This is a genomic window from Pseudosulfitobacter pseudonitzschiae, from assembly GCF_002222635.1.
In the GTDB taxonomy this organism is placed as follows: domain Bacteria; phylum Pseudomonadota; class Alphaproteobacteria; order Rhodobacterales; family Rhodobacteraceae; genus Pseudosulfitobacter; species Pseudosulfitobacter pseudonitzschiae_A.
The window spans coordinates 16,373-42,783 of sequence record NZ_CP022419.1 but is presented as its reverse complement, the minus strand read 5'-3'; the positions used below and the strand labels follow the sequence as shown (position 1 = coordinate 42,783).

Here is a 26,411-nt window from a genome sequence, read left to right as displayed (position 1 = left end):
CGATCTTATGTCCCGGCGAAAGCCGCAGCCCGCGCCTCTGACAGCAATAGTCAGTTGACAAATCGGGCAATTCCCGCAATAACCAAACAATCGTTTGCTTAGTTAAGGGACCGCAATGACAGGTTTGGCACCCAAGGCCAGAATCAATAACCGCCGAGAGCTCATTCTTGACGCATCTGCTGCGCTGTTTGTTGAGAAGGGCTTTGCCAGCACCTCGACCCGCGATATCGCTCGGGCGACCGGCATGTTGCCCGGCTCGCTGTATTATCATTTCGCCTCCAAGGAAGATCTGCTTGTCGCGGTGTTCCAAGAGGGCGTTCAGCGGATCAGCGAAGGCGTGGATGTGGCCTTGGCGACGGCGGGGTTGGACCCGTGGATGCGGCTACAGTCGGCCTGCGAGGCGCATCTGGCGATGCTGCTGGGGGCCAGTAACTATGCCCATGTCGTGATCCGGACGCTGCCATCGGATGTCCCAGACGCAGAAAAGACGCTGGTTGGTTTGCGTCGCGAATACGAGGCGCGTTTCACAGCGCTGTGCGATGCGTTGCCCTTGCCGTTACAGGTCGACCGAAGCGTTCTGCGGCTGATGCTGATTGGCGCAATGAATCATGCCCCGGTTTGGTATCGCAAAGGTCGCGATAGGCCAGCCGGACTGGCCCGTAAATTCATTGGTAATGTACGCGGCGCACAGGCCTGTGCGGACACGTCAGTTGAAGTAAATTTTGAGGAGGATCGAGGATGACCGAAGTTCTTTTGGCCCCGGCGCGTGTGCTGGTTACCAAGATCGGCCTGGACGGCCATGACCGGGGCAGCCGCATCATCGCGGCCTATCTGCGCGATGCCGGGATGGAGGTGATATACACCAACCCCTGGCAGGCGATCGACGCGGTCGTGGCGCTGGCGCTTGAGGAAGACGTGGATGTCATTGGTATCAGCTCTTTGGCGACAGATCACCTGTTGGTTCCGAAATTGATGGTTGCGCTGGATGCGGCCGGGCTTGGCCATGTGCGCGTCGTCGTGGGTGGCATTGTGCCGGACGAGGACGAGGCGGACCTGTTGTCTGCGGGCATCTCCAAGGTGTTTCATCCGGGTGCCGTGCGCGAAGAAATCGTGAGCGTCGTGGAGCAACTTGCCATTGCTGCGAATAACGAACGCCCTGTGGACTAGGGAAAGGCCAAAATAATGAACAATATCGACAAACCCACATCGCCGACCAGATCCGATACGCAACAGGCGGCCTTTGATACATGGCAACAGAACTACGACGCCCTGATCGGCGAAGACAAACCTGTCAAAAACCGCTCGGGCATCGAGGTTAAACCGCTGTACTGGCCCGGCAGCGATCCCGATGGTGCCTATAACGAAAAACTTGGGTTTCCAGGCGCCGATCCGATGACGCGCGGCATTTATCCAACGATGCATCGCGGGCGCACATGGTCGCAGCGCCAGTTGATCGGGCTGGGCCGTCCGGTGGATTTCAATGGGCGGATCAAGAAAATACTGGCCTCAGGGGCCAGCGCACTCAGCATCATACCGTGCAATTCGGTCTACCGGGGGATCGACTGTGATGAGGTAGAGCCAGAAATTCTGGGCACTTGCGGGACCATTATCAATACCGAAGAGGACATGGACATATGTCTGGCAGACATCCCGATTGACGAGATTTCGATCGGTCTGAACGATCCAAGCCCGTTCACCATGTTGGCGCAGATGTTGGTGGTGGCCGAAAAGCGCGGGATCGATTGGAAAAAGGTCACCGGAACGTCAAACCAAAGCGACTACATCTCGCATTTCGTCGCCAACCACATGTTCTATCGCCTGTCTTTGCAAGGTGCCCGCCGGGTGCAGCTGGACACCGCCGCCTATCTGGCCGAGCATGTGCCGAACTGGAACGCCTTTTCGATCGTTGGCCAGCATATGCAACAGGCCGGGGCGACCCCGGCACAGGCGATGGGGTTGACGCTGTCCACCGCCATCCAATACGCCGAGGATTGCAAAGCGCGCGGGATGGACCCGGAAAAATTCCTTGAACGGTTCACCTTCTTTTTCGACATCTCGATCAGTTTCTTTGAAGAAGTGGCCAAGTTCCGCGCCGGACGGCGTATCTGGAACCGGCTTGTGAGCGATCGTTTCGGGGTCACCAATCCGCGCGCCAAACGGTTCAAGTTTCACGCCCAGACATCGGGCTGCGATCTGACCCGGCAACAGCCGCTGAACAATATCGCGCGGGTAACGATACAGGCAATGGCCGGCATCCTTGGCGGGCTGCAATCCATGCACACGGACGGCTATGATGAAGTTCTGTCAACGCCTACCGAAGACTCTGCCAAGGTTGCCGTTTCCACCCAGAATATCCTGAAACACGAGGCGCATTTGTGCGATGTGATCGACCCGTTGGGTGGGTCCTATTACGTTGAATCCCTGACCGATGCGATGGAGGTGGAAATCCTGAATGTCATTGCGGAAATTGACGCGGAAGGCGGCATGTTCAAGGCCGTCGAAAGCGGTTTTGTGCAAGAAATGATCGGGGCCAGCGCCCTTGAATTCCAGGATCAGGTGGACAGCGGCGAACAGATCGTTGTCGGCGTCAACGCATTCAAAGAGGATGAAGACGCCTCAGCCCGACCTTTCCTGAAGCGCCCCTCGCAGGTACATATGAAACAACAGGTAGAGCAGCTGAAAAAGATCAAGGCTGCCCGCGACCCCGCTTTGCTGAACAATGCATTGCAGGAATTGCGTCAGGCCGCGCGGTCCGAAGATATCAACGTCTTCGCCGCCGAGATCGACGCGGTGCGTGCTGGCGCCACACTGGGTGAAATCGTCAAGGTGTTGCGGGACGAATTGGGCTTTGGCCAACCGCTTGTAGTCGCCTGATCACCGTGCAGGATCAAACCGCCGAAAAGCCGGGGCTTTTGGCGCGTCTGTTGGCCGGACAAACCGCCGCACTTGCCCGCGCAATAAGCATCGTCGAGCGTGATGGTCCAACTGTCAGTGCGCTGTTGAAAGCAATCCAGCCGCATCTGGGCCGCGCGATCGTGGTTGGCTTTACCGGCCCGCCGGGTGCTGGAAAATCGACGCTGGTGAATGCGTTCATCGGGGAAATGCGGGGGCGGGGGCGGACAGTCGCAGTCGCCGCTGTCGATCCTTCCAGCCCGATTACCGGCGGCGCGGTTCTGGGTGACCGGATCCGGATGGCAGAGCACACGATGGACGCCGGCGTGTTCATCCGCTCGCTTGCATCGCGGGGGCATCTGGGCGGCCTGTCGGCTTCGGCCGCGCGGGTGGCTGACCTTATGGACGCTGCGGGCTTTGACGTGATCGTTCTGGAGACCGTGGGTGCAGGGCAATCCGAGGTCGAGATGGCGGAAATGGCGGATGTCAGGATTGTCATCTCGGCGCCGGGCCTGGGGGATGACGTTCAGGCGATCAAGGCAGGCATTCTCGAGATCGCCGACATTCTGGTCGTCAATAAGTCCGATTTGCCGCTGGCCAAACGGACAGTTGGTCAGTTGCAGGCAATGTTGGCCCTGCGTGCGCCGGGCGACTGGAAAGTGCCGGTCCTGGCGACCAATGCAGTCGATCGGACGGGCCTGTGCGAACTGGCCGACGCAGTCGATCACCGGGCCGCGACGCGCAAAATGAAAGGCCCGCGTGATGCCCTTGGCGGGCGTACCCGGCGCTTGCTGGCACAATCCGTCGCCAAATATGCAGAACATCGCGTTCTGAACGATACATGCGCAACCATCGACGCGGTGGTTTCGGACCTTCAACAGGCAGGAATCGGTCTGGACGATGCAATTACAAAGGTCCTGATGCGACTATGCGAAAGCCAAGACAATGGATGATTCTGCAACCGACCTACCGTCACTTGAACTGTTGAAGGCGCAATTTGTGGCGCGCGACGGTTATATGCAGTCGTTGGGCGCTGAACTGGCCAAGATGGGTCGCGGTCATGCAATTGTCCGGATGCCGGTCCGTCAGGACAGTCTGAACTTCAACGGAACCTGCCATGGCGGCGCGATTTTTTCAGTCGCGGATTGTGCCTTTGGGGTGGCGTCGAACAGCTATGGCACACTGGCGGCAGGCATTGACGTTCACATCACCTACAACGCCGCAGCCCGGCTTGGGGATGTATTGACCGCGACAGCAACCGAAGTTTCTCGGTCTCGCAAGATCGCGGTCTACGAAGTGACGGTCAGCGGCGACACGGCAGGGCATATAGCGTCCTTTACAGGCACGGTCTATATCATTGGCCACAAGAATTTTACCTGACTTTGAAACCGGGTTGACAGGATGTCGCCCGACACCTAACAAGTGTTAGGTAGGTAAATTTTTGTAGGGCACGATGGCACTCTCGAAAACAGTTGCACAAAACGCCGAGGTAGGCCGCACGGGCATTCTGGATGCGGCCGCCTTGCTGTTAGGCCGCCAAGGATACGGGGCGGTATCTCTGCGCATGATCGCCGAGGCCGCGGGGATCAAGGCCGGCAGCATTTACTATCACTTCGCCTCTAAAGATGACATTATCACGGAAATTCTTGATGCAGGAATCCAAGCGGTTCATGACGAGGTCCGCGACAGGGTGGCGGCCTTGAGTGCAGATGCGCCCGCGCGTGACGTATTTCGTGCAGTACTCCGTGGGCATCTATGTGCTTTGCTGGAACATGGCGCTTACACCTCGGCCAACGTGCGCATCTTCGGCCAAGTGCCACCTGTAGTGCGCGACGCCAACCTACCGGTTCGCCGCGCCTATGAGGCTTTCCTGGATAATCTGTTGTCAGAATTGAAGGTGCGGGACGCGATCCGCAGCGATGTCAATCTGCCCCGGTTTCGCTTGCTGCTGATCGGCGCGCTGAACGCGACGCTTGAATGGTTCGACCCCCAGAAGGGCAGCGCCGAGGATCTTGCCGATGACTATGCCGACACATTCTTGAACGGGATTCTCAGCCAAAGCGGAGACAACACATGAGCCGCATCGCAACCCGGATAGATACCCGATCCCCGGTTTTTGAACAAAACTGGGCGCAATCACAAACCTTGTTGGGAACTCTGCGAACACGCATGGCCTTTGCCACAACTGGCGGCGCGGAAAAGCTGCGCGCCCGCCACCATGAGCGCGGAAAGCATCTGGTGCGCGACCGGATCGACCGATTGATCGACCCGGGCACGGCCTTTCTGGAACTGTCGCCACTTGCCGCCTGGGGCCAGTATGACAATCAGGTCCCCGCGGCCGGAATCGTTACCGGTATCGGCCTTGTGAAGAGCAAGCATGTGGTTATCATCGCCAATGATGCTACCGTCAAGGGCGGCAGCTTTTTCCACGAGACAGTGAAAAAACACCTGCGCGCGCAGGAGATCGCCGAACAGAACCGTATGCCCTGCCTTTATCTGGTGGATTGCGGCGGGGCCTATCTGCCGGAACAGGACCGGGTGTTCCCCGACCGCGACCATTTCGGAAATTCGTTTCATCGCCAGTGCCGCATGTCGGCTGCCGGATTGCCGCAGATATCGGTGGTGTTTGGCGGCTGTACCGCCGGTGGTGCCTATATTCCGGCGCTCAGCGATCAGGTGATCATGGTTGATGGCAACGCACGCATCCATCTGGGCGGCCCGTCAATCGTCAAGGTTGCGATCAACGAAGAGGTTGACGGCGAGACTCTAGGCGGCGCCGCGATGCACACGCGGATCTCTGGCGTAAGCGACCATCTGGTGGCGGATGAAGACCAGGCGTTGGCGCTGGCCCGCACCCTGATCGGCGAGACGAATTTTGAGCGTAAGCCAGCAAAGGTCGCGCCGGTGCTGTCGCCGCGATACCCCGCATCAGAGCTTGGCGGGGTGATCAGCGCCGATCCCAAAATGCCCTATGACGTGCGCGAAATTATTGCGCGCACCGTGGATGACAGCGGTTTCAGCGAATTCAAACCTGAATGGGGCGAAACGGTTGTCTGCGGCACCGCCCGCATACATGGTCATATGGTAGGGATAATCGGCAATAACGGCGCGCTATTATCGCAATCGGCACTGAAAGCCGCGCATTTCATAACCCTATGCGATCAGCGCAACATCCCGCTACTGTTTCTGCATAACATCACCGGCTTCATGGTTGGAACTGTCGCCGAGCGCGAAGGCATAGCCAAGAACAGCGCCAAGATGGTTTACGCACAGGCAGTCGCGCGGGTGCCCAAGCTGTCGGTCATCGTCGGCGGTTCTTATGGCGCGGGCAATTACGGCATGTGCGGGCGCGGCTTTCGGCCGAACTTCCTGTTCGCATGGCCAAGCGCGGTGCTGGCCACGATGTCGGCCGATATCGCCAGCAACGTGATGCTGGAACTGCGCCGGACCAATGTCAAAGCCCCCACCGCCACGCAAGAAGAACTGGACGAAATCGAATCCCGCGTGCGCGCCCAGTACGGCGAACAATCGGACCCGTATTTTGCCACCTCACGGCTTTGGGATGATGGCATCATCGAGCCAGCGCAAACCCGTGAGGTGTTGGGTCTTTGTCTGTCGATCGTGTCCAGCACACCTGATGCAATGGGACACTCCCCAGTTTACCGAATGTAGGACCGTACTATGACCAGCCGGACATTCCAGACCATCACTGTTGAAACGGACACGCGCGGCGTGGCGCGCCTGACGCTGAACCGGCCTGCCAAGCACAACGCGTTGAACGGTCAGCTGATTGACGAGCTCAAACAAGCCGCAGATTTGTTGGTGTCGGATGACAGCGTCCGGGTTGTTGTCCTCACCGGCGAAGGCAAAAGCTTTTGCGCGGGAGGTGATTTCAACTGGTTCAAAGGCAATGCCGCAGCCGACCGTGCCACCCGTATCCGCGAAAGCAGCAAGCTGGCGCATATGCTGAATGCGTTGAATGCGCTGCCCAAACCGCTGATCGGGCGGATCCAGGGCCCGGCCTATGGCGGCGGGGTCGGGATGATTTCAGTTTGTGACATCGCCGTGGGTGTCGATACCGCACGCTTTGGTCTGACAGAGGTGCGTCTGGGGCTGATCCCGGCCAATATCTCGCCTCATGTGGTGGCACGCATCGGCGCGGCCAATGCGCGGGCCACGATGCTGTCGGGGGCCTTGTTCAGCGCAGCAAATGCCGAAAAGATCGGGTTGCTGAACGAAACGGTAACGCCTGACGATCTGGACGCGCGGATTGACTCGATCATCGCCGACCATCTTGAGGCGGCCTTGGGTGCAGTCGGTGAAACCAAGCGACTGATTGCCTACGTCGCCAGCCACAGTATCAACGACAGCATGATTTATACCGCCGATCGCCTGGCGGACGCATGGGAAACCGACGAAGGCACCACCGGCATCAACAGTTTTCTGGGCAAGACACTGCCCCCATGGCGGACCGGCAAATGAATTTCTCAACCGTTTTGATCGCCAACCGGGGCGAGATTGCCCTGCGCCTTGTGCGGGCCTGTCAGGGTCTGGGCCTGCGCGCAGTCGCAGTCTATTCCGACGCGGACAGGGAGGCACCGCATGTGGTTGCCGCCGAGACGGCGGTGCATATCGGCCCGTCCGAGGCCGCCCAGAGCTATCTGGATGGTGCCCGGATTATTGCGGCTGCCAAACAGGCCGGCGCGCAGGCTGTTCATCCCGGTTATGGGTTTCTGGCCGAAAATGCAGGTTTCGCGCAGGCCTGCGCTGATGCCGGTCTGGTCTTCGTTGGACCGTCGCCGGAAAACATTGCGCTGATGGGCTCAAAAATCGCGGCCAAAGCGGTTGCGGTTGCGGCAAACGTGCCGGTTGTGCCGGGCTACTACGGCGATGATCAGTCCGACGACCGGCTGCTGGCCGAGGCGCATATCATCGGCGTGCCGCTATTGATCAAAGCCAGCGCCGGGGGCGGCGGGCGCGGTATGCGACAGGTGCATGATCTGGCCGATTTTACCACCGAACTGATTGCCGCTCGGGCCGAGGCTGAGGCTGCCTTCGGCGATAGCCAGATTTTGCTGGAACGCTATGTCGGCACCGCGCGCCATATCGAGGTGCAGATCCTTGCGGACCAGCAGGGTAATGTGCGCCACTTGTTTGAACGCGATTGTTCGCTGCAACGAAACCATCAGAAAGTGATCGAAGAGGCACCTGCGCCACTACTGCCAGCCGACGTTCGCGCCAGCCTTCTGGAAAGCGCGGTGCGGCTGACCAAGGGCATCGGCTATGACAGCGCGGGTACGGTTGAGTTCCTGCTGGATGCCGATACCGGCGAATACTATTTTCTCGAAATGAACACCCGCCTGCAGGTGGAACATCCGGTGACAGAGGCGGTCACCGGCATCGACATTGCCGCATGGCAGTTGCGTGTCGCCGGGGGCGAGTCGCTACCGTTCGCGCAAGACGATATCACCTGCTCCGGCTGGGCGATCGAGGCCCGCATCGCCGCCGAAGACCCGGCCAACAACTATCGCCCCGAGATCGGAAAAATCACCAGCTACGCCGCCCCCGACATGCCCGGCTTGCGGCTCGATAGCGGTGTGCGCGCGGGCAGCATTGTCAGCCATTATTACGATTCCATGCTGGCCAAGCTGATCAGTTCGGCACCGGATCGCGCGTCGGCGATCCGGCTTTTGGATCAGGGGCTGGCCAAGTATCACATCACCGGGCCCGGCACCAATATCGCCTTTCTGCGCGATCTTCTGGCCTTGCCGGATTTTGTCGCCGGAACGCACAGCACCGCATCCCTTGGTGCGGCTCATCCCGATGGCTGGCACGCGCCCATACCCGGCCACCATCAGTGGGCCGAGGCCGTTCTGACAAACTTTCTGGCCAGCAATGACCGGGGCGGACATGATCCCTGGACCGCATTGGGTGCCTGGCGCGTGACCGAACCGTCCGGTCGACCAGGTGGCGCCATTTACCGGATCAACGGTGAAGATGCCCGCATCGAGGGGCGCGACGGGACCTATATCGTCACCCTTCATGATCTGGCCCCTATTGAAATGGAAAACGCCAGCCTGCGTGGCGGCATACTGTCTTATGAAACTGACGGCATGCGCCATAGCGCAAGCGCCGAAATCGACGGTGAGAAAGTTTCGTTGGATGGTCAAACCGGTCGCGCCTCGTTTGTTGTTCTGGACAGCGACAGGATCATTCAAGCGGCTGGCGAGGCCGCACTGGGTGGCGGCAATCAGGTGCGCGCACCGATGCCCGGCCTTGTCTCGGACGTTCTGGCCCAACCCGGTGATGTTGTCATCGCCGGACAACCGGTTGTTGTAATCGAGGCCATGAAACTTTTGCAAACCCTGACCGCGCCCTGTGCGGGCACTGTCGCCCAAGTCAATTATGCAGCCGGAGAAAACGTCGATATGGGCGCCGTGCTGATCACCATCGACCCCGAGGAATGACCATGACCAACCCATATTTTTCCGACGAACTGACCATGCTGCGCGAGCAAATCCGCCGTTTTGTCGAGGCCGAGATCGTGCCGCACGGCGACGCCTGGGAAGAAGCAGGCAAAGTCCCGCGCGAGGTATTCGCCAAGATGGGCGAGCTGGGCTTTCTTGGAATGCGTTACCCTGAGAAATATGGCGGAGCGGATCTGGATACGATGGCCAGCGTCGTGCTGGCAGAAGAGCTGGGCCGCTGCACATTCGGAGGCTTTTCAGCTGACCTGCTGGTGCACACGGATATGGCCAGTCCGCATCTGGCCAATGTAGGCACACCCGAACAAATGGCACGCTGGATGCCGGGTATCACGTCAGGCAAAAGCGTCTGTGCCGTTGCCGTAACCGAACCCGGTGCCGGGTCAGACGTGGCAGGAATGCGCACACGCGCGGTCCGCGACGGCAATGGCTGGGTGATCAACGGTACCAAAATGTTCATCACTAATGGTGTGCATGGCGATCTGTTTTTCGTCGCTGCCAAAACCAACACCGAAGCAAAAGGTTCGCGCGGGGTCACGATCTTTGCAGTCGAAAAAGGCACAGCGGGATTTTCGGTCGGCAAGAAGCTGAACAAGACTGGATGGCTGTGTTCGGATACTGCCGAACTGGTTTTTGACAACGTCCGTGTCACAGGCGACCATATTCTGGGCGAGGTTGATAAGGGTTTCTACGCCATCATGAAGAACTTTCAGAACGAACGAACGGTTCTGGGAGCGATGGCCATGGGTGAGGCGCAGAAAGCCATCGAACTGACGCTGGATTATGTGAAGGATCGTCCTGCCTTTGGCGGTGTTCTATGGGACAAACAGGTGATCCGTCACCGACTTGCCGAGCGCGCCGCCCAGGTCGAGGCTGGCCGGCAACTAGTCTACAGCGCGGCGTGGAAAGACGCTCAGGGGATGGATTGTGTCAAAGAGGTTTCGATGGTCAAGGCCTATTGCGGCGATCTGGTCAACAAGGTGATGTATGATTGCGTTCAGTTTCACGGCGGCATGGGCTACATGCGCGAAACCCCGGTTGAACGGATGTCTCGCGACGCGCGTATTCAGGCCATTGGCGGCGGCGCAACCGAAGTGATGTTGGAAGAAATTGCCAAGCGGCTTTAGACGGCAAGAACTGGATTCCGGATGAATTAACGTGTTTGTTGAACTGAGAGGTTAACGCTCTTTGCGGTGCCATTGGCACGAAACCCCACGGTATCGATCTGGCACGTGTAACTACTCTGACTTGTCACGAACATCTGAAATTGACCGAAACTCATTTCGCCTCGTCCTCCGCTCAAAAGTTCGCAGATTTTGCTCAGGTTTAATGCGCCATCTCGGGCGCTAAATGCGTTCAGAAACATGGGGGAGCCAGCTTCACAGCCGGATCGACGCGGGGTTTGAGAGTTTTCCACGCGCGAAATCATAAGACGTAGCGAGGATTTTCAATGCTGTTTCGATCTCGGCTGTGTCCCGCGCGGCGAACACCATGACGGCGGTTGCGGGGATCATGCCTGAGGCCGCCATCGGGTGCGGCTCGCCCCATCCTTTAGCGAACAGTTCAAGCGTACATTCGATTGGCAGCATCAGATGCATGGAGCCGTCATAATGCGGATGCACATGGGCAAACTCATTTCCCACCATAAAAGATTCTTGACAGCCGTGGGCATGATCATGTGCCAGCCAAAGAGCTTCGGCTCCGGGGACAGAGATAATGCTGGGGCGACGCTCGACAAAGGGAAAATCAAATGCGCGCTCTTTGAGCTTTTGATAGGTACTGGCATCGGGGTTTTGGCTTACCTGCTCGTGAGGCGCGCAATCGGTAGTCTCTGGTCGCGGGCCGATGCGGGGCGTCAGTTCAAACATTTCCAGCCTTTCTGGTTTATATGGTTAGGACCCCAGAGCCTTGCGGACATCCGGTGCAACGCGGGTTCCCAGGATCTCGATCGCGTTCATCAGGGATTTTTGATCGAGCCGCCCGATCGCCATCTGAATGGTAATCCGTGTAAAGCCGAAGATTTCATGATGGGCGAGGATCTTGTCGGTCAGTTCTGCGGGGCCGCCCACGAACAACGCGCCGCTGGGGCCGCTCATGGTATCAAACTGTTCACGGGTTGCCGGGGGCCATCCGCGTTCTGCGCCAAGTCGGGTCATGACCTCGTTATGCGGGCCACTGTAAATGTCGCGGGCGGCTTGACTGGTTTCGGCCACAAACCCATGCACATTCAGTGAGGTTTCAAAGATGGCCGGGTCGTGCCCGGCCTTGGTGGCGGCAGAGCGGTAAAGATCGAACAAAGGCGCAAACCGCACAGGTTCCCCGCCAATTATACCAAGCGCAAGAGGCAGGCCAAGTGTGCCGGCCCGCACCGCCGATTGTGGGGTTCCCCCGATACCCAGCCAGATCGGCAGCTTGTCCTGATAGGGACGTGGATAGACGCCCTGATGATCGACCGCAGGCAAATGTTTTGTGCCAGGCCAACTTATGTGTTCGGCTTCGTTCACCATCATCAAAAGCTGGAGTTTTTCAGCAAAAAGGCCGTCGTAGTCATCCAGCGCATGACCAAACAGCGGAAAGGATTCAACAAAGGCACCGCGCCCGACCATGATCTCGGCGCGCCCCTGGGTCAGGTTGTCCAGCGTCGAAAACTGTTGGAAGACGCGGATCGGATCATCGGAACTAAGCACAGTGACGGCGCTGGAAAGGCGGATGTTTTTGGTTTGTGTAGCCGCCGCTGCCTGCACCACAGCAGGATTTGAAACTGCATAGTCGGGGCGGTGATGTTCGCCAACGCCGAACCAATCCAGCCCGACCTGATCGGCCAGCACGATTTCCTCAACCAGATTGCGCAGCCTTTGGGAAGGGCTGACGCTGCCAGCTTGATCGGCGCCCGACTCTGCGAATGTGTATATGCCTATTTGCACGATATGGCCTTCTTTAGGGCGGGGGCGAATGCCTCGCCCCCGCAGATATTTCCGTGGATTCTAAACGCCAAATAGGGCCCGAACAGGTGCAAACGCATCCTTCCACGAAGCGCGCGCCTCAAGCCGTTCGATCCAGGCCGCGACGTTCGGGAGATCGTCAAGCGAGATATCAGACTGCACACGGTACATGAATGTCGAGGCCAGCGCGAAATCCGCAACGCTAAGATCGCCCGCGATCCAGTCCTTGCCCGCAAGGCCGATTTCCAGCACTGCTAGGAACTGATCTACGTTCTTCAACTCGGCGTCTATGACGCTTTGATCCGCTTCTCCCATGCCGAACTTCGCTTTCAGGAACCACTCGAACGACAACTTTTGCATTGCCGGGCCAAGGTGAATTGTCTGCCAGTAAAGCCACTGATCCACCGTTGCTCGGGCCTTTGGGTCGTCAGGATAAAGACCGCGCTCGGGTTTCTTGCTTGCCAGATAGGAATTGATGGCGCGGGATTCCCATATCACGAAATCGCCGTCTGCCAGCACCGGCACCTTGGCATTGGGATTCATCGACAGGAATTCCACGCTGCGGTTGTCGCCGCCGCGTATGTCGACCTCGATGATCTCAAGATCGATCCCCAGTTCCAGGGCAACCGCCCGCACCCGAAGGGCGTTGGGCGAGAAATTGGCGTTGTAAAGCTTCATCATGGTTTCCTTATTGCGCCGGTGGGGTTAACAGGGCCGCCTTGTTGCCAATCAGGAAATCACGCGCCGACTGTCCGGCCTGTCCGGTCAGTTTTTCCAGATCGTCCGATGCAACGCTCAAGTAGTCCTTGGCCATCGCCTCGTCGAAGGACGCAAAAACCTTTGCCATGAACTCTGGCAAACCAGCGCCGATCATGGCCTTAACCAGATCGTCGGTTGAGATCGGGATATAGGGGATATCCTTGCCCGAGATTTCCGACAGGATGGCCGCGATGTCCCCTTGGGAAAGCGCCGCGGGGCCGGTGATGTCCAAAACGCTTGAACCGGTTTCCTGCATCAGCGCCGCTGCAGCGGCGCGGGCGCAATCGGCGCGAGTAACATAGCCGGTTTTCCCCTCAGCAGCAGCGGCGAAGTGTTGCCCCATTCCAATGCTTTGCCCACCACCCATCAGCACCAGATCGGTGTAAAGGTTGTTGCGCAGGATGGTATAGTTGACACCGGTGTCCTTGATTAGCGCTTCGGTGTCGCTGTGATCTTTGGAGAACGTGATCGGGCTTTCCTCAACCGGGTTCGTCAGCGAAGTATAGACGATATGTGTGATCCCTTCCTTCGTCGCGGCTGCGACGGCGTTTTTATGCGCTTCCAGTCGCTTGCCTGGTTCCAGATCGTCGGTCGAAATGATCAGCAGACGCTTGCCACCGGCAAAAGCCGCGCTCAGCGATGCGGGGTCGTTGAAATCACCCTTACGGGCCTCGATGCCCTTGTCAGCCAGATCGGCCAGCTTTTCCGGCGAACGGGAGACGCCGATGATCGGACCGGCACCGGCCGCAATCAGATTGTCGATGACCTGTCGGCCAAGTTGGCCGGATGCACCGGTGACGATGAAAGGGCCGTTTTGAATGTTTGTCATTGGGTATTCCTCGATTTTTCGGGTTGGATTTGGATGTTCAAGCGTCTGATGGGATTCAGCCAAAGGTAAACGCGCTTTCGACTGCTCCGAGCACGTGATCCTCCAGCGTTTTCACGCCTTTGTCGGCAAGGGCGGCCCCCGCGACAACATGCAGCGGAATCAGATGTTCTTCGCGCGGGTTGGCATCGCGGGCACCAGGGGCGGCGTCCCACTGAGCCAGCATTTGATCACGCTCTGCTGGATCGGTGCGGGTGGCCGCATCGCTCAGCCAGCGGTCAAATTCCTGCCCGTTCACGGCATCGGTGACGCCACCCCGCATCGCACGCATCATTTTTTGCATGTTGTGATAGGTGTTCCCCGAACCAATGATCAGCACACCTTCGTCGCGCAACGGCGCCAGTGCCCGCCCGACCGCAATATGCGCAGTTGGGTCAAGATCGCTGCGCAGGCTAAGCTGCACACAGGGAATGTCTGCCTGCGGAAAGGCCACCTTGAGCGGAATGAACACGCCGTGATCGTAACCGCGCGCCTCATCAACGGGGCAGGGGAACCCGGCCGCCTCGACAAGCGTCTGCACCCTGTCGGACAGCGCGGGGTCGCCAGGCGCGGGCCAAGTCAGTTCGTAGGTGTGAGGTGGAAACCCGTTATAATCGAACAACAGCGACGGGGCCGGGTTTTTCTGCACTGTGAACTGCTGCTCTTCCCAATGGCCTGAAATCACCAGCAACGCCTTGGGGGCATCCGGCAATGTTGCCGGTACATCCGCAAGGAACTCGCGCTGTCGGTTCCAGGTTTCTGGCGGGTCCCAGTCCATGAAGAAACATGGGCCTCCACCGTGTGGAATGAACATCGTTGGCATTCGGGTCATGTCCCGCATCCTTTCCTCTTTATTGCGGGCGACGCCTTACGCCCCAGCCCGCGCTTGTTTGCCCTAGAGTTCGGTTACGCCGCGCGATACAGCAAATCACCGTAGGGCGACTTCTTTTCGCGCACCCGGTTTTGCGTCAGGAACGACACAATCAGCGCAATCCAGGCAACAATCGCCGGCGGCCAGCCCGGATCGCCCGCAGCCATATGCGCCGAGGCGGCCAGCATCAGGTGCCAGAACATCGCCGCATAGGCGAAATCGGACAGAAACGTTGACGGGCGCCAAAGGATGACTACGGCCGCCACAATCTTCAGCATGGCCAACGGCCATATTATGTAGGTTGGGTATTTCAACAGGCCCTCATACATTCCCGCAACCATGTCATGCGCGGTGATGTAAAATGCCGCTCCGCCCAGATAGACCAATGCAACCAGCCCGGTTGCAGCCCAGTACGTAATTTTCGCAGATTTGTCGCTCATCTAGACGTCCTCTATTTCGTACAAATTGCCCGGGCATTCTTCCCTATGGGTTACCCTTGCTAGGTTTTTCTTTTCACTCTAGTGTTATAAAGCGCCTTAGTTTTTAAAGGGAAGCAGGCACGTAAAAGTAACTACCCTTGGAGAACCTCAAAATGAAACAGAAAATACCGCCCGCATGTCCCATGGACTCCATTCTGCGCCTGCTGATGGGGCCTTGGACAACCTATATTCTCTGGGTTCTTAGCGACGGCGGGCCGCAACGCTTCGGTGCTCTGAAACGGGCAGTGCCGGGAATTTCAACCCGTGTGCTGACGGAGCGGTTGCGAATGTTGCAAGCGGCCGGAGTGATCTGGCGCGATCAGACTCAAACGATCCCACCCGCGGTTACCTATGGTCTGACTGAGCGAGGTGACGATCTGCGCCAAGTGCTCGAATCCTTAGGTGAAGTCGCGCAGCGCTGGCAATCCGAAGGGGCGTTTGAAACGGTTGATGTTGCTGCAGAATGATCAATTCGACGATGTGGTGGTCCAAACGATGCTGATCTGCTGCCGCGAAACTTGCCGAATTGAGCTGGAATTTTTCATATTGATCTGGCGTTCGGGAGAAGTAGGCCCAGTACGCACGAAGGGGGGTAGAAACGGCAAGATTTTTCAGCTGGGATGGGTTGTCTTCTTTATCCTGTCAATTGTAGCCACGCCGACGTTGAAATGTCGAGCGATGGCCCGGATGGATTGTCCTTCTTGCAGCATGGTTCTGACCTGATCCTGCTGATGCGTGGTTAGTTTGAATTTTCGACCAAACTTCACGCCGCGTTTTTTTGCTGAGGTCCTACCGTCATTTGTCCGTTCATTGATTAGATTGCGTTCCAGCTCGGAAAGCCCTGCAAAAACAGTTAGTAAGAACTTTCCCATCGAGCTTGTAGTGTCAGCCCAAGGCTCTCGCAGAGATCGGAACGATGCCTCAGATGCTTCTACTCTCTGGGTGATTACAAAGAGATCATGAGTGGATCTGGCCAACCGGTCCAGGCTGGTGACGATGAGAGTATCACCTGGTTGAAGGGTTTTGAGCATCTTTTCCAGCTGAGGACGGCGGCGGTCGAACCCGGTCAGTTTTTCCTGGAATATCCTGTCGCAGCCCTCGGCCTGGAGGTGCTCGATTTGGGTTTCCAGGTTTTGTCCTGTCGTGGAAACACGTGCATAGCCGATCAGCATGGTTTTTTGCCTAATTTGGAGGCTCTGATACGGAACAGAATTACGGATTCTGCAAGGTGCTGATTTTGCGCGCAGAAAATGTCGTTCCGAATATTATGAATTTCGCTCCACACTACCAATAGCGATTGTTGACGGCCAGCCAACTGTGGCTGATGGGCCTGTCATAAACAGCGCTACCTACAGAACTAAATCGTCCCCGTAGAGATCGAGCACCCAATTGGGAAGCTGCGGCAAGGCAAAGGCGAGGGTTCCGTTTGTGAATGACAACGCCCGCACCGGGGGCTGGTTCAACTGGGAGCTGTCAAAGACATGACCGATGTCACTGCTCAGAATCGCTTGGCGGATCAGGGGGCCGGAGCGATCATATCGGTTTCTGATTTTCTCTTCAGGTACGGGATGACCACCCTCAATGACCCTTTCACCGACGCGAGCGACGGATAGGTCGGGATGCGCTACCGAGATATGAAACGTCATAACGCGATACCCTAGGGCTTTGGCTTGGGTAATAAGGTCAAGCTTAGAAGGATGAGAGAACACGGTTTCCGTGGCAAAGCTTTTACGATCCGCCATCAAGGACGTGCGGCGCTCGGTGGCGATTTGTGCCGCCTCGTACGCTGCATTGACATCACCGTCTTTGAGCTCATCACGCTGGATGACGTCGGCGTTGATAAAGGGCACGGCAAATTTTGGCGCGATCCGCGTCTCGTAAAGCGTGGATTTGCCTGATCCGTTCGGACCTGCCAGCATCACGAGTATTGGACGCGGGACAGGGGCCACGCTCAGGCTGCGGCCTCAGGGTAGACCAACTCGCCTTTGTCATTCAGCCCAACACCACGGCCCAGCTGACGACGCTGTGCAAAGAAGGCCTCTTCTTGATCAGACGGCGCGGTCATATCTTCACCAAACTGCGCAAACCAGACTTCTTGCTCTTCAGCGCTCAGTTCGTCGGGGGAAAGCTCCCCTGCAAGGGCGGCATTGATGTGTTGATAGTCAAACGCGCTCGATTGCTCGATCGCGCGACCGATGTTGATCCAATGGGTGATTTGCCCGGCAACGGACCGGCTTTGCAAACCAGACTCGCGGCGGACAACTGACATGACATCATCAGACAGCTTGATAGATTGGGCCATAACAACTCCATGCTTGGAAAAGGTAGCAAAATGCCACCTACACCTCATATATGGCGATAAATCTGTAAATGTCCAGTTAATAGACTGTCCTGACCATCAGGTTTCACCCTTTAAAGTCGGAAAGCAGCTCTCTGTCTGTGGCTGAGTCAAGGGTGTTCTTGAACCGGTTGTTGGCTTTGAGGACGGCAAGCTGATCGGAACTGAGCGGGAATATTCGGACGGCAAGTTCACCCGGCACGGTCGCGAAGATCAAAAGGCTCTGTTCTGCGCTGCTGGATGGCGGGGCTGGCAAGCTGCTGGCAAAGCCGAGGAAGAAGCCAAGTATGAGTTCTGGATCAACAACGTGCGTGCCAACATCTTTTGGCAAAGCCAGTTGCTAGATCAAGACAATGACTTTATCCAAGACCGCTTCCCGTATCCATTCATTGAAATGAACGCTGACGATATGGCCGATTTGGGTATATCCGCCGGTGATTTGATCGAGATTTCAAACGGAAATGGCGCAACACAAGGCATGGCCTATCCAGTGGAGACAGCCAAACCTGGTCAGGTCGCGATGGTGTTCGGCTCGCCTGCGGGCAGCCAAGGCAATGTGGTGAGCCCAGGTGTTAATGAACTGGTTCTGCCAGACTACAAACACACATGGGGCAATATTCGCAAGCTTGCGAATGCAACACCTCGCTCCAAAGCTGTTTCCTTCAAGTCCAAGGAATACACTGCCTGAGTTGTTTAATAATCCGAAAGAGATGGGCGGCAATCTTGCCGCCCTTTTTTTTCTGTTGAGGGATCAATATGACGCTAGATAACATATTTCGCCGCCGATCCGTGTCCCCACGACGGCTTATCGAGCCTGGCCCGAGTCTTGAGCAAGTGAGGACAATGATTGACGCGGCTTGCGCAGCACCGGATCACCGCCGGTTGCGGCCATGGCGTTTCATTCTGATCAGAAATGATCAACGGACGTTGCTCGCAAACTTATTCGAAGCTGCTGCCTGCGAAACGCACAATACACTCAGCGAGGAGCAAACTGAGAGAGCCCGTGAAAAAGCCTTTAATGGAGCCTGTCTGATCGCCGTGGTTGGTGCGATCCGCGACAATGTTCCGGACACGCCGCCCCATGAGCAGTGGGTGTCAGTAGGGGCAGCGGTGCAGAACATCTTGCTGACCGCGACATCGTTTGGGTTTGGGTCGATGATTGTTAGCGGGGATAAGGTAAAGACCCGCGCACTTCAGAAAGGCCTTGGGCTCAGCGTCATAGAACAGCTTTTGGGATTTGTCGCGGTTGGCACTGTGTCAAAACTTCTGCCAGTGCCAGAAAGGCCAATAGTGGAAAATGTCCTGTCGGTTTGGCCACCAGAAGAAACGGGTATGTTGACATGAAGAAAACCGGGGCAAAATCTGCAGTAGACTCATGTAGTGTGGACGAACGCACAGGGACACGAGAATTGATTTCCTTGGCCTTCGCGGTTGAACAGAGCCTAGCGCTTGCCAGTCCGGTGAACATTTCAGAACTCGTCGGATTGGAAAATGCCATTGGGCGGGTGCTGGCGGAGGACTTGGTGGCACCTTTTCCCCTTCCACCATTCGATAACTCTGCCATGGACGGTTATTGGCCCACTTCCGGTTCTCGCATCCTTGGCCAGTGCTGATGATAGTCGTCTATGACAATTGGATGGCTGTGGGTTCTGCCATCCTGCACATGCGGGTGATCTCTTGGGAGATCGTCATGTGAGTGCTGCATTGAACCGTTATCCTCCTTCGGCCACAAAGCGACTCCACCCACCAATCCAGCAACCGCGAGCAATGCAAGAACTGCAAACGCAGTCACTGGACCAGCCACGGTGATCAACCAACCAGCGAGGGGGTATGTCACCAGCCAGCAAGCATGTGACAGCGCAAACTGAGCCGCGTAGACAGCTGGTCGATCCTCAGCGTGTGCGGATCGTTTGAGCAGCCGTCCTGATGGGGTCAGCACGACGGAATATCCGATCCCTATGATGAACCAGCCAGCAAGCAGTGTGAGCCACTGCGTGTCGTATAACAGTGTCATCAGAGACAGGCCCAGAAGCGAGACAGCCAGCACTGCCGCTCCGCCGATCATCACCGGGCGGTCAGGGCGGCTGTCCAGAAGTCGGGGAAGCAAGAGTGCCGCCAGCATCGACCCGCCACCGAAAGCACCAAGGGCGACTGCCACCTGCGCATCGCCAAGGCCCAGATCGGAGCGGACCAGAACCACAGTGTTCACCAGCACCATCGCGCCCGCCGCCGCTGCGGCGAGGTTGAGCGACAAAAGCCCCCGCAGGCGCGGAGTCGCTAGGTATATCCGCATGCCGCGCGTTGTGCGGTCATAGATACCCCTCGGTGCTGTTGGTTGCGGGCTGGGCAGCAGGACCGACACGACCAGCAGGGCCGATCCGACAAACCCGATCACGGTGCCGACAAACAAGACATGATAGCTGACAAAGGCGAGCAGGATCGCGGCCAGCATCGGGCTGATGATGTTCTCAAGGTCATAGGCCAACCGCGAGAGCGACAAGGCGCAGGTATAGCGGTCTTCTTCTGGCAGGATATCGGGGATCGTGGCCTGAAACGTTGGTGTGAACGCCGCAGATGCGGATTGCAGCACAAAGATCAGGATGTAGGCCTGCCAAACTTCGGTAACGAAAGGCAGGCATATTGCCACAGCGGCCCGGACCAGATCGAGGCTGACCAGCATGGTTCGGCGCGGCCAGCGATTGGCGAAAGCTCCTGCAATCGGCGCGATGCCGACATAGGCGACCATCTTGATCGTGAAGATCGCGCCCAGAACCATGCCGGCCCTTTCGCCAGACAGGTCGTATGCCAGAAGACCCAGAGCGATGGTCGCAAGCCCAGTGCCGAGCAGCGCCACGATCTGTGCCAGAAACAGGTGGCGATAGGTGCGGTCAGATAGGACGGAGAGCATAAGTTGTCCTTCATAGATACTTGATGATCGCTTTAAATTCAGGGGCAATAGTGGAATCGTCGGACTCAATAAGGGCGTTATCGAAGCAATGGTCGATGTGGTCCTGGATCAGCGTGCGTTTGGCCTGCTGGATCGCCTTCTCAACGGCATGCAATTGCTGCGCGATATCGGTGCAGTGCTGTGCGTCTTCAATCATCTTGATGACGCTCACCAAATGCCCGTTGGCGCGTTTCAGCCGTTTGACTATTGCCGGATGGGTTGCATGAGGTACGTGTTTTGTCATATCAGATAGGTAACCCCCCTAGGGGGATGAGGCAAGTGGGCCAAGACCTTCAGAAACGAGTTGGATGAGACGGCAGATAAAAAGCTATCTTGGAGTTATACTGACCATCGCTTTGACGGTGGGCATGATCGCGTCGTTCAACTCCCGTATGGTTTCTCACGACATCACCAACCTTCCTCTGATTGTTGCAGACCAACATGCTGAGATCGAGGAACATGGCCATGTGCACGACGAAGTTGTCAGTGTGATGGATGCTTATCATGGCCACGCCCATGATGTAGCAGATCACGACCATTACACCGCATTCCTGCCACCTCGCATATCATCGCGTATGGTGCCATCGACACGAACAAACTGGGCATTGGCCCATTATGCCATGCCGGATCGTAGGGGCTTCGATCTGGACCGACCTCCGCGCGTGTGATGCTGCGCCCTTCGGGCGCTGTCATCCCACACTTTCACAAAGCGGAAAATCATAATGATACACAACCGATCCTACGGGTCGGGGGTCTGGTCGCATCCCATGCGGCAACCCCTGATCCTCATGGCAATGGTCCTGTTGGCGCTCGTCGCCTTTGCGACCACGGCCTATGCCCACGCCGTCACCGCAGGTGACAAGGGCTATATCCAGGAGATCAGCGGCATGAAGCTGATCCCCTTCATGTATCTGGGGGCCAAACACATGGTCACCGGCTACGACCATCTGCTGTTCCTGTTTGGCGTCGTCTTCTTCCTTTACAAGATGAAGCACGTCGGCATCTACGTCAGCTTGTTCGCCATCGGTCACTCCACGACGATGCTGGCCGGGGTCTACTTTGGCTGGAACTTCAGTTCCTATCTCATCGACGCCATCATCGGACTGTCGGTGGTCTACAAAGCGCTCGACAATCTTGGGGCCTATCAGCGCTGGTTTGGGGTCCAACCCGACACCAAGGCTGCGACCTTGATCTTTGGCTTCTTCCACGGATTGGGATTGGCGACCAAGCTGCTTGAATATGACATCGCACCGAATGGTCTGATCCCCAACCTGCTGGCATTCAACGTCGGCGTCGAGATTGGTCAATTAATAGCTTTGGCGATGATCCTGATCGTCATGGGCTATTGGCGCAAGACAACCAGCTTCTGGAAACATGCCTACACCGCAAACGTCGTGATGATGTCTGCCGGATTCATTTTGGTGGGATACCAGATGACCGGCTACTTCGTCGCCTAACATTTTGGAGAATAAGAAAATGCACAACGGAAACAAACCAAACCCCGATGAACTGCCAACCTCAGCGCAGCTTATCAAGTCTACGATTCTGGCTGCAGTCGCGGCGGTCGCGATCCTCGTCACGGTCGTCTTGCCTTCAGAATACGGGATTGATCCCACTGGCATAGGCAAGGCCGTTGGCTTGGCAGAGATGGGTGATATCAAGGTCCAGCTTGCTGAAGAAGCCGAAGCCGACCGCCTGCTGGGGCTTCAGAACACGAGCACCATCGAAGAACAGTCAAGCCTTGGCGGCGGGTTCTTCAGCTTTTTTGTCGGGGCCGCCTATGCTCAAACCACAGAGCCCGAATGGACAGATCAATACAGCGTGACGCTGACCCCCGGCGAAGGCATCGAGGTCAAGCTCGTCATGGAAGAAGGCGCAGAGGCCGAATTCCTGTGGGTTGCTGAAAACGGTGTCGTCAACTTTGACCTGCACGGCGATGGCGGTGGCAATAACATCAGCTATGCAAAAGGCCGTGCGGTTGAGGAAGAAGAGGGCGTCCTGACGGCGGCATTCACTGGCAATCATGGCTGGTTCTGGCGGAATCGCGATGGGCAGGACGTTACCGTCACGCTCTATGTCAGGGGCGACTACAGCGAGATGAAGCTTCCATAAAATATGTCGATGGCCCCTGCGTAAGATCGTGGGGGCCACGGCCTTCTGTCGTTCCAGAGCAACTGCAAACTAGCGGTGAGCATAGAGGATCTGACAGTCTTAGCAAAGCATTGCATATCGCCAGATTGATTGTATTTTGCTTAAATTTAACATAAGATTGATTATGCGTCTTTTATCAATAATATATTTAGAGTTGCAATAATATACTAATGAAGTCATGCTGCTTGCACCCTACTCGATAGGATGCTTCACATGCTTCGCAGATTTCGAAAATACTCAATTGTCGCCGTACTTGCACTTGTTGGTTCGTCCGTAGGCCTTGCCAATCGTGTGCAGGCTCAAACTTATCAGATCGATTGCGCAATTTTGCTGTGCCTCTCTGGCGGCTGGCCAGCGTCAGTTCCATGTGCCCGTGCACGCGCTGAATTCATCCGCCGGATCACGCCTTGGCCCGTTGAGCCGCCATTGCAGATTTGGCGGTGCCCAATGGGCGCATCCTATGATCCAGATGCCCCGTCAGATAATCGAAGTCGTTTCTACGATATCATGTTCACTAGTCAGGATCGCCCGCGACCACTTCTGTCGCCAGCAACCGAACCTCTGCCTTCTGAAAATGCCGTTTTCGACATTGCCGGACCAAAGCCTCATCTGCTTCCGGAAGGATTTGCGCTCCATTTGGTCCAAGACCGCGCCGACATCGACATCAGCGGCCCCCAATTCAACTTTGTACGCTCAATCCGCGTTTACGATGTCCGATATGCACGCCAAAACGAGTCCGGCCGCGACGGAGACTGCAACCGATCTGCTACCATTTACCTCGGCACCTATGGAACCCAAGGTGATTTTTCATGGGCTCGGTCTGCTCCAACGGCACTGCCTGAGGCACATACTGGCCTTGAACGATGGGGATACAATTGCCCGAGCATTTTCCATCGCTCGGTCTTCGTTGATTGGCGTGATTACGAAGGAAACTACGGCTTCGAACAGGTCAATTACTGACGGTTTGTAAGGTTTCTTATCTAATATTTTGGATCTGACCTCATCAGACGCCAGCCCCTCGGTCTATCGGTAACGATAACTAGGAATTATGGTGACCAGTCGCATATCGTAACTTACGAAAACCCGACAAAGTATACCTTCAGCTACGGCTAGAACAAAAAGTGAAAACATCTACGCCTTCGGATTGAAAATTTGCGCAGAGTGGGGTACATCTTGGGGTCCTGCGGCCCCGACTCACAATATGGGCCGAAAATCATGAGGTCTCTACCTTGGCTGAACATGAGTACTCCGTTGTCGGTCACAGCCGATCCAAAATTGGGATGTGGATATCCTTTGCAGCTGGCCTGATCGCGGGCGGGCTAGTCGTCGGTGTCGGCCTGCTGCTTGCATTGGCAGAAGATCGTGGTCTGATAGATGTGCCTGAAATTGTCTTCTGGCCATTGACTGGGGCTGCTGTTTTCGGTGCTCTTTTCTTGCTTTTTGACCGATCTGGATGGCGTTGGAAGGGTGTCCGTTCGGTGGTTGGCATTCCCGACATATCAGGATCATGGGATCTAGAAGGCAAATCGTATGACCAGGATAACGAACCTCAATGGGACTGGGCGGGAAAGATCGAGATCACACAGCGCTATGAGCGAATATTCGTTTGGCTAAAGACAGCGCAAAGCCAGTCTCATAGCGTTTCAGCGGCCATCCTGCCCGAAGGTCGCGCTGGATTCAGACTAATCTATAGCTACCGCAATAAACCAAAACCAGGTGAGGCGGAGCTTCAGGCACACATAGGTCACTGCGACCTGTTGTTCGCACCTGATCTCCAAACGGCTGAGGGATCGTATTTCAACGGCGGCGGCCGCTTCACGCATGGAACTATGAATTTGAAAAGGAGAGCGCCGGATGCCGCGTGATTTTGACGAACGACTTTCGCGGCTCCGTTCGCGCCGAATGGATGACAATAACACCGTCCTAATGTCTGCCGGGCATGGCGAAGCCTATGAGAAGAGAACGGCCAACAAGGCAACGAAGTATGCTTTAGGATCGATGCAGGAGGTCGATCCACGGTCCACGCAGATTTCGCATGAAGAAGCAGAGAAAGTTGAACGGAACCTAAGTGAAGGGCTTCGCGATGAGCATCTCTATCCGGAATTCAAACTTCAAGGTTCCGTCCCGCTTAATGTCCATATCCGAGGTGCCAGCGACGTTGATCTTCTTGTAATGGAAGGGCGTTGTTTGCGTGTGAGCCCGTGCGTAAGCAGTCTGAAATCCTACGTCGATTTCTCAGGAAATGTGAAAGACACCGTTTTAGACCTGCGGCGCAAATCAGAAATTGTCCTAGATCGACGCTTCTGGGGTGCGACTGTCGATAAAACACCCGCGAAATCCATTGCACTCAGCGATGGCGGTTTCAGACGTAAAGTAGATGTCGTTCCAGCTAACTGGCTTGACTCGGCAGACTATCAGCGGTCTCTTGATGAAGCGTCTCGCGGCGTAGAAATCGTCAACAAATACACTCTGGAGCATATTGAAAATTATCCATTTCGGTACATTGCTGAAATTGAGGCAAAGGCGGGATTAACGAACGACGGAGCGCGTATGGGTATCAGGTTGGCCAAGAACCTCAAAAACGACTCTGATGCCGACATCGAGCTGAGCAGCTACGATATCGGTAGCCTGATCTACCATTGCCCCAGCCATTATATTACCCACCAAGTAGCGCGCGATCTGATGGTACTGTCAGGTGTTGAACGCTGGCTTGATGAATTAAGCAAAGATCGTAGTACGGCGATTGCTCTCATGACCCCGGACAAGACCCGCAGGATTCTCGATGAGGACGCAAAGTGGACAGGGCTGCTTCGTCTAGCCAGCGATGTCACAGACTTAGCAAAAGCTGTCGAGAAGGAACTCGTCGGACCCTACTATTTCGACCATTCAGACAGAGAGACTATCCGGAAGCATCTTAACGAGAATGCCATCCCGCTTGCACCAGAATTTGTGGGTTCGAGATTTTGATAAGGTGAAATAGACAGGAGCTTCTGCTTGCCACAAAAATCAAAGACAGATTTTCTACGGGGCGTTCGCGAATTCAACCCAAGTGCGTATGGAAAGCCGGGTACAGCGCAGGAAGTGGCACGCTTGAAAGCCAAAATTGATGACTATGATGCACAATCTGGAGGAACCTGGAACTACGATAGCCTATACTCGACGTGCATATCCTATCTAAAAGGCATTCCTCACGAGCAGGCTGAGAAATTTCTGGAGTCTCTTGATGGTCCCGGCGAGGCCAAAGCAAAGCTGTCGATTTTCAATGCGCTGTGCAAGTCAATACCTTTTGATCGAGCGCAACATGTTAAAGATGGTCGCAAGACGGTTTCTTTCGGTAAACGACAGGCAACTATCGCACCAGATTTTAGCTATAAGACAGATAAAGGCGTGTTTTGTGTTTTCGTCTATCCCTATAAACAACCAGCCCTTAAGCAAAACCAGCGGATGGCGATAGTCAGCACACTTGCGTCGCCACCTCATTCCGAGCCACACTTTCTCCAACTTGTCGAATATTCCGAGGTAGCGGGACAGCGTCGCGTCGCGATTGAAACGTTTGAGTTTTCTTACCGAAGCCTAGGCGACGACTTCTTACTGCACATGTCTGGTTTTTACGAAGTTCTGGATACTTCTTCGGGCACAGGCGACCTCTTCGGCTGATAGTGTTGAACTCTGCTTTCCTGTT

Annotated in this window: 33 protein-coding genes; 21 read left to right on the top strand and 12 right to left on the bottom strand. The window is 56.2% G+C overall.

Annotation, left to right across the window (positions count from 1 at the left end; all coding sequences use genetic code 11):
- Positions 1-115: 115 nt before the first annotated feature.
- From SULPSESMR1_RS22455 to SULPSESMR1_RS22410, 10 genes are all read left to right on the top strand, one after another.
- Positions 116-742: a TetR/AcrR family transcriptional regulator gene (locus tag SULPSESMR1_RS22455; RefSeq protein WP_089423300.1), complete on the top strand. Its 627-nt coding sequence runs from the start codon at positions 116-118 to the stop codon at positions 740-742.
- Entirely contained in the window at positions 739-1,167 is a 429-nt protein-coding gene (locus tag SULPSESMR1_RS22450; RefSeq protein WP_089423299.1) for a cobalamin B12-binding domain-containing protein, read from the top strand. The genes SULPSESMR1_RS22455 and SULPSESMR1_RS22450 overlap by 4 nt, the downstream gene beginning before the upstream one ends.
- Positions 1,168-1,182: 15 nt before the next feature.
- Positions 1,183-2,874 carry an acyl-CoA mutase large subunit family protein gene (locus SULPSESMR1_RS22445; protein ID WP_089423298.1) on the top strand — a complete coding sequence of 564 codons (1,692 nt, stop codon included), beginning with the start codon at positions 1,183-1,185 and terminating at the stop codon, positions 2,872-2,874.
- A gap of 5 nt (positions 2,875-2,879) precedes the next feature.
- Entirely contained in the window at positions 2,880-3,845 is a 966-nt protein-coding gene (gene meaB / locus SULPSESMR1_RS22440; protein ID WP_089423297.1) for a methylmalonyl Co-A mutase-associated GTPase MeaB, read from the top strand.
- Complete coding sequence (locus SULPSESMR1_RS22435) at positions 3,838-4,272, top strand: PaaI family thioesterase (RefSeq protein WP_089423296.1); 435 nt, start codon at positions 3,838-3,840, stop codon at positions 4,270-4,272. The genes meaB and SULPSESMR1_RS22435 overlap by 8 nt, the downstream gene beginning before the upstream one ends.
- A 73-nt stretch (positions 4,273-4,345) precedes the next feature.
- A complete protein-coding gene (locus SULPSESMR1_RS22430; RefSeq protein WP_089423295.1) occupies positions 4,346-4,969 on the top strand; it encodes a TetR/AcrR family transcriptional regulator in 624 nt (207 codons plus the stop codon).
- Positions 4,966-6,564: an acyl-CoA carboxylase subunit beta gene (locus SULPSESMR1_RS22425; RefSeq protein ID WP_089423294.1), complete on the top strand. Its 1,599-nt coding sequence runs from the start codon at positions 4,966-4,968 to the stop codon at positions 6,562-6,564. Before SULPSESMR1_RS22430 ends, SULPSESMR1_RS22425 begins: the two co-directional genes overlap by 4 nt.
- Before the next feature lie 9 nt (positions 6,565-6,573).
- Positions 6,574-7,374, top strand: a complete 801-nt coding sequence (locus tag SULPSESMR1_RS22420; protein WP_089423293.1) for a crotonase/enoyl-CoA hydratase family protein — start codon at positions 6,574-6,576, stop codon at positions 7,372-7,374.
- Complete coding sequence (locus SULPSESMR1_RS22415) at positions 7,371-9,359, top strand: acetyl/propionyl/methylcrotonyl-CoA carboxylase subunit alpha (protein ID WP_240311205.1); 1,989 nt, start codon at positions 7,371-7,373, stop codon at positions 9,357-9,359. The genes SULPSESMR1_RS22420 and SULPSESMR1_RS22415 overlap by 4 nt, the downstream gene beginning before the upstream one ends.
- Positions 9,360-9,361: 2 nt before the next feature.
- Positions 9,362-10,504, top strand: coding sequence for an acyl-CoA dehydrogenase family protein (locus SULPSESMR1_RS22410; RefSeq protein ID WP_089423291.1), 1,143 nt, complete (start codon positions 9,362-9,364; stop codon positions 10,502-10,504).
- 252 nt (positions 10,505-10,756) lie between these two features.
- Here SULPSESMR1_RS22410 and SULPSESMR1_RS22405 read toward each other — a convergent pair whose 3' ends face one another.
- The 6 genes from SULPSESMR1_RS22405 to SULPSESMR1_RS22380 all read right to left on the bottom strand — a co-directional run bounded on the left by SULPSESMR1_RS22405 (position 10,757) and on the right by SULPSESMR1_RS22380 (position 15,254).
- Positions 10,757-11,245, bottom strand: coding sequence for a luciferase family protein (locus SULPSESMR1_RS22405; protein WP_089423290.1), 489 nt, complete (start codon positions 11,243-11,245; stop codon positions 10,757-10,759).
- 24 nt (positions 11,246-11,269) lie between these two features.
- On the bottom strand, positions 11,270-12,301 hold the full coding sequence (locus SULPSESMR1_RS22400) for an Atu2307/SP_0267 family LLM class monooxygenase (protein WP_089423289.1): 1,032 nt from the start codon (positions 12,299-12,301) through the stop codon (positions 11,270-11,272).
- 60 nt (positions 12,302-12,361) lie between these two features.
- The gene (locus SULPSESMR1_RS22395; protein WP_089423288.1) at positions 12,362-13,000 is read right to left on the bottom strand and encodes a glutathione S-transferase family protein; all 639 of its coding nucleotides are present in this window, start codon (positions 12,998-13,000) and stop codon (positions 12,362-12,364) included.
- 7 nt (positions 13,001-13,007) lie between these two features.
- The gene (locus SULPSESMR1_RS22390; protein ID WP_089423287.1) at positions 13,008-13,907 is read right to left on the bottom strand and encodes an SDR family oxidoreductase; all 900 of its coding nucleotides are present in this window, start codon (positions 13,905-13,907) and stop codon (positions 13,008-13,010) included.
- A gap of 55 nt (positions 13,908-13,962) precedes the next feature.
- Complete coding sequence (locus SULPSESMR1_RS22385) at positions 13,963-14,775, bottom strand: DODA-type extradiol aromatic ring-opening family dioxygenase (RefSeq protein WP_089423286.1); 813 nt, start codon at positions 14,773-14,775, stop codon at positions 13,963-13,965.
- A gap of 74 nt (positions 14,776-14,849) precedes the next feature.
- Positions 14,850-15,254, bottom strand: coding sequence for a DoxX family protein (locus SULPSESMR1_RS22380; protein WP_089423285.1), 405 nt, complete (start codon positions 15,252-15,254; stop codon positions 14,850-14,852).
- 182 nt (positions 15,255-15,436) lie between these two features.
- On the opposite strand from SULPSESMR1_RS22380, the gene SULPSESMR1_RS22375 reads away from it, so the two are divergent.
- The gene (locus tag SULPSESMR1_RS22375; RefSeq protein WP_089423284.1) at positions 15,437-15,760 is read left to right on the top strand and encodes a winged helix-turn-helix transcriptional regulator; all 324 of its coding nucleotides are present in this window, start codon (positions 15,437-15,439) and stop codon (positions 15,758-15,760) included.
- A gap of 144 nt (positions 15,761-15,904) precedes the next feature.
- Here SULPSESMR1_RS22375 and SULPSESMR1_RS22370 read toward each other — a convergent pair whose 3' ends face one another.
- The 4 genes from SULPSESMR1_RS22370 to SULPSESMR1_RS25640 form a co-directional block, all read right to left on the bottom strand.
- Positions 15,905-16,465 carry a recombinase family protein gene (locus tag SULPSESMR1_RS22370; RefSeq protein ID WP_089423283.1) on the bottom strand — a complete coding sequence of 187 codons (561 nt, stop codon included), beginning with the start codon at positions 16,463-16,465 and terminating at the stop codon, positions 15,905-15,907.
- Between the two features lie 177 nt (positions 16,466-16,642).
- Entirely contained in the window at positions 16,643-17,242 is a 600-nt protein-coding gene (locus SULPSESMR1_RS22365) for a zeta toxin family protein (protein ID WP_275888342.1), read from the bottom strand.
- 2 nt (positions 17,243-17,244) lie between these two features.
- Positions 17,245-17,595 (bottom strand): TA system antitoxin ParD family protein, encoded by a 351-nt coding sequence (locus SULPSESMR1_RS22360; RefSeq protein WP_089423281.1) that lies wholly within the window; start codon positions 17,593-17,595, stop codon positions 17,245-17,247.
- Between the two features lie 103 nt (positions 17,596-17,698).
- Complete coding sequence (locus tag SULPSESMR1_RS25640; RefSeq protein ID WP_240311207.1) at positions 17,699-17,962, bottom strand: hypothetical protein; 264 nt, start codon at positions 17,960-17,962, stop codon at positions 17,699-17,701.
- Between SULPSESMR1_RS25640 and SULPSESMR1_RS22355 the strand changes: the two genes are divergently transcribed.
- The 3 genes from SULPSESMR1_RS22355 (at position 17,939) to SULPSESMR1_RS25900 (ending at position 19,244) form a co-directional block, all read left to right on the top strand.
- On the top strand, positions 17,939-18,319 hold the full coding sequence (locus SULPSESMR1_RS22355) for a molybdopterin dinucleotide binding domain-containing protein (protein WP_240311208.1): 381 nt from the start codon (positions 17,939-17,941) through the stop codon (positions 18,317-18,319). The two genes, SULPSESMR1_RS25640 and SULPSESMR1_RS22355, sit on opposite strands and share 24 nt — an antisense overlap.
- A gap of 68 nt (positions 18,320-18,387) precedes the next feature.
- Positions 18,388-18,975 (top strand): nitroreductase family protein, encoded by a 588-nt coding sequence (locus tag SULPSESMR1_RS22350; RefSeq protein WP_089423280.1) that lies wholly within the window; start codon positions 18,388-18,390, stop codon positions 18,973-18,975.
- Entirely contained in the window at positions 18,972-19,244 is a 273-nt protein-coding gene (locus SULPSESMR1_RS25900) for a hypothetical protein (protein WP_089423279.1), read from the top strand. Before SULPSESMR1_RS22350 ends, SULPSESMR1_RS25900 begins: the two co-directional genes overlap by 4 nt.
- Here SULPSESMR1_RS25900 and SULPSESMR1_RS22340 read toward each other — a convergent pair.
- Complete coding sequence (locus SULPSESMR1_RS22340; RefSeq protein ID WP_089423278.1) at positions 19,202-20,539, bottom strand: MFS transporter; 1,338 nt, start codon at positions 20,537-20,539, stop codon at positions 19,202-19,204. The genes SULPSESMR1_RS25900 and SULPSESMR1_RS22340 overlap by 43 nt on opposite strands.
- Positions 20,540-20,549: 10 nt before the next feature.
- Positions 20,550-20,822 (bottom strand): metal-sensing transcriptional repressor, encoded by a 273-nt coding sequence (locus SULPSESMR1_RS22335; protein ID WP_089423277.1) that lies wholly within the window; start codon positions 20,820-20,822, stop codon positions 20,550-20,552.
- Positions 20,823-20,886: 64 nt separating this feature from the next.
- Here SULPSESMR1_RS22335 and SULPSESMR1_RS22330 point away from each other — a divergent pair, with 64 nt between their 5' ends.
- The 7 genes from SULPSESMR1_RS22330 to SULPSESMR1_RS22300 all read left to right on the top strand — a co-directional run bounded on the left by SULPSESMR1_RS22330 (position 20,887) and on the right by SULPSESMR1_RS22300 (position 26,386).
- Positions 20,887-21,246, top strand: a complete 360-nt coding sequence (locus tag SULPSESMR1_RS22330) for a hypothetical protein (RefSeq protein ID WP_089423276.1) — start codon at positions 20,887-20,889, stop codon at positions 21,244-21,246.
- A 120-nt stretch (positions 21,247-21,366) separates the two neighbouring features.
- Positions 21,367-22,035, top strand: coding sequence for a HupE/UreJ family protein (locus SULPSESMR1_RS22325; protein ID WP_275888343.1), 669 nt, complete (start codon positions 21,367-21,369; stop codon positions 22,033-22,035).
- Between the two features lie 19 nt (positions 22,036-22,054).
- Positions 22,055-22,690: a transmembrane anchor protein gene (locus SULPSESMR1_RS22320; protein WP_089423275.1), complete on the top strand. Its 636-nt coding sequence runs from the start codon at positions 22,055-22,057 to the stop codon at positions 22,688-22,690.
- A 243-nt stretch (positions 22,691-22,933) separates the two neighbouring features.
- Positions 22,934-23,689 (top strand): hypothetical protein, encoded by a 756-nt coding sequence (locus SULPSESMR1_RS22315; RefSeq protein ID WP_434223026.1) that lies wholly within the window; start codon positions 22,934-22,936, stop codon positions 23,687-23,689.
- Positions 23,690-23,958: 269 nt separating this feature from the next.
- Complete coding sequence (locus tag SULPSESMR1_RS22310) at positions 23,959-24,594, top strand: hypothetical protein (protein WP_157729102.1); 636 nt, start codon at positions 23,959-23,961, stop codon at positions 24,592-24,594.
- Entirely contained in the window at positions 24,584-25,696 is a 1,113-nt protein-coding gene (locus tag SULPSESMR1_RS22305; RefSeq protein ID WP_089423272.1) for a hypothetical protein, read from the top strand. Before SULPSESMR1_RS22310 ends, SULPSESMR1_RS22305 begins: the two co-directional genes overlap by 11 nt.
- A 27-nt stretch (positions 25,697-25,723) precedes the next feature.
- Positions 25,724-26,386, top strand: a complete 663-nt coding sequence (locus SULPSESMR1_RS22300) for a hypothetical protein (RefSeq protein WP_157729101.1) — start codon at positions 25,724-25,726, stop codon at positions 26,384-26,386.
- Positions 26,387-26,411 lie beyond the last annotated feature (25 nt).

What these genes read in the sequence shown, in the direction of transcription:
- SULPSESMR1_RS22455 (WP_089423300.1), top strand. Translation starts at nt 116, where the DNA reads ATGACAGGTTTGGCACCCAAGGCCAGAATCAATAACCGCCGAGAGCTC.
- SULPSESMR1_RS22450 (WP_089423299.1), top strand. Translation starts at nt 739, where the DNA reads ATGACCGAAGTTCTTTTGGCCCCGGCGCGTGTGCTGGTTACCAAGATC.
- SULPSESMR1_RS22445 (WP_089423298.1), top strand. Translation starts at nt 1,183, where the DNA reads ATGAACAATATCGACAAACCCACATCGCCGACCAGATCCGATACGCAA.
- SULPSESMR1_RS22435 (WP_089423296.1), top strand. Translation starts at nt 3,838, where the DNA reads ATGGATGATTCTGCAACCGACCTACCGTCACTTGAACTGTTGAAGGCG.
- SULPSESMR1_RS22430 (WP_089423295.1), top strand. Translation starts at nt 4,346, where the DNA reads ATGGCACTCTCGAAAACAGTTGCACAAAACGCCGAGGTAGGCCGCACG.
- SULPSESMR1_RS22425 (WP_089423294.1), top strand. Translation starts at nt 4,966, where the DNA reads ATGAGCCGCATCGCAACCCGGATAGATACCCGATCCCCGGTTTTTGAA.
- SULPSESMR1_RS22420 (WP_089423293.1), top strand. Translation starts at nt 6,574, where the DNA reads ATGACCAGCCGGACATTCCAGACCATCACTGTTGAAACGGACACGCGC.
- SULPSESMR1_RS22415 (WP_240311205.1), top strand. Translation starts at nt 7,371, where the DNA reads ATGAATTTCTCAACCGTTTTGATCGCCAACCGGGGCGAGATTGCCCTG.
- SULPSESMR1_RS22410 (WP_089423291.1), top strand. Translation starts at nt 9,362, where the DNA reads ATGACCAACCCATATTTTTCCGACGAACTGACCATGCTGCGCGAGCAA.
- SULPSESMR1_RS22405 (WP_089423290.1), bottom strand. Translation starts at nt 11,245, where the DNA reads ATGTTTGAACTGACGCCCCGCATCGGCCCGCGACCAGAGACTACCGAT.
- SULPSESMR1_RS22395 (WP_089423288.1), bottom strand. Translation starts at nt 13,000, where the DNA reads ATGATGAAGCTTTACAACGCCAATTTCTCGCCCAACGCCCTTCGGGTG.
- SULPSESMR1_RS22390 (WP_089423287.1), bottom strand. Translation starts at nt 13,907, where the DNA reads ATGACAAACATTCAAAACGGCCCTTTCATCGTCACCGGTGCATCCGGC.
- SULPSESMR1_RS22385 (WP_089423286.1), bottom strand. Translation starts at nt 14,775, where the DNA reads ATGACCCGAATGCCAACGATGTTCATTCCACACGGTGGAGGCCCATGT.
- SULPSESMR1_RS22380 (WP_089423285.1), bottom strand. Translation starts at nt 15,254, where the DNA reads ATGAGCGACAAATCTGCGAAAATTACGTACTGGGCTGCAACCGGGCTG.
- SULPSESMR1_RS22375 (WP_089423284.1), top strand. Translation starts at nt 15,437, where the DNA reads ATGGACTCCATTCTGCGCCTGCTGATGGGGCCTTGGACAACCTATATT.
- SULPSESMR1_RS22370 (WP_089423283.1), bottom strand. Translation starts at nt 16,465, where the DNA reads ATGCTGATCGGCTATGCACGTGTTTCCACGACAGGACAAAACCTGGAA.
- SULPSESMR1_RS22360 (WP_089423281.1), bottom strand. Translation starts at nt 17,595, where the DNA reads ATGGCCCAATCTATCAAGCTGTCTGATGATGTCATGTCAGTTGTCCGC.
- SULPSESMR1_RS22350 (WP_089423280.1), top strand. Translation starts at nt 18,388, where the DNA reads ATGACGCTAGATAACATATTTCGCCGCCGATCCGTGTCCCCACGACGG.
- SULPSESMR1_RS25900 (WP_089423279.1), top strand. Translation starts at nt 18,972, where the DNA reads ATGAAGAAAACCGGGGCAAAATCTGCAGTAGACTCATGTAGTGTGGAC.
- SULPSESMR1_RS22340 (WP_089423278.1), bottom strand. Translation starts at nt 20,539, where the DNA reads ATGCTCTCCGTCCTATCTGACCGCACCTATCGCCACCTGTTTCTGGCA.
- SULPSESMR1_RS22335 (WP_089423277.1), bottom strand. Translation starts at nt 20,822, where the DNA reads ATGACAAAACACGTACCTCATGCAACCCATCCGGCAATAGTCAAACGG.
- SULPSESMR1_RS22330 (WP_089423276.1), top strand. Translation starts at nt 20,887, where the DNA reads ATGAGACGGCAGATAAAAAGCTATCTTGGAGTTATACTGACCATCGCT.
- SULPSESMR1_RS22325 (WP_275888343.1), top strand. Translation starts at nt 21,367, where the DNA reads ATGGCAATGGTCCTGTTGGCGCTCGTCGCCTTTGCGACCACGGCCTAT.
- SULPSESMR1_RS22320 (WP_089423275.1), top strand. Translation starts at nt 22,055, where the DNA reads ATGCACAACGGAAACAAACCAAACCCCGATGAACTGCCAACCTCAGCG.
- SULPSESMR1_RS22315 (WP_434223026.1), top strand. Translation starts at nt 22,934, where the DNA reads ATGCTTCACATGCTTCGCAGATTTCGAAAATACTCAATTGTCGCCGTA.
- SULPSESMR1_RS22305 (WP_089423272.1), top strand. Translation starts at nt 24,584, where the DNA reads ATGCCGCGTGATTTTGACGAACGACTTTCGCGGCTCCGTTCGCGCCGA.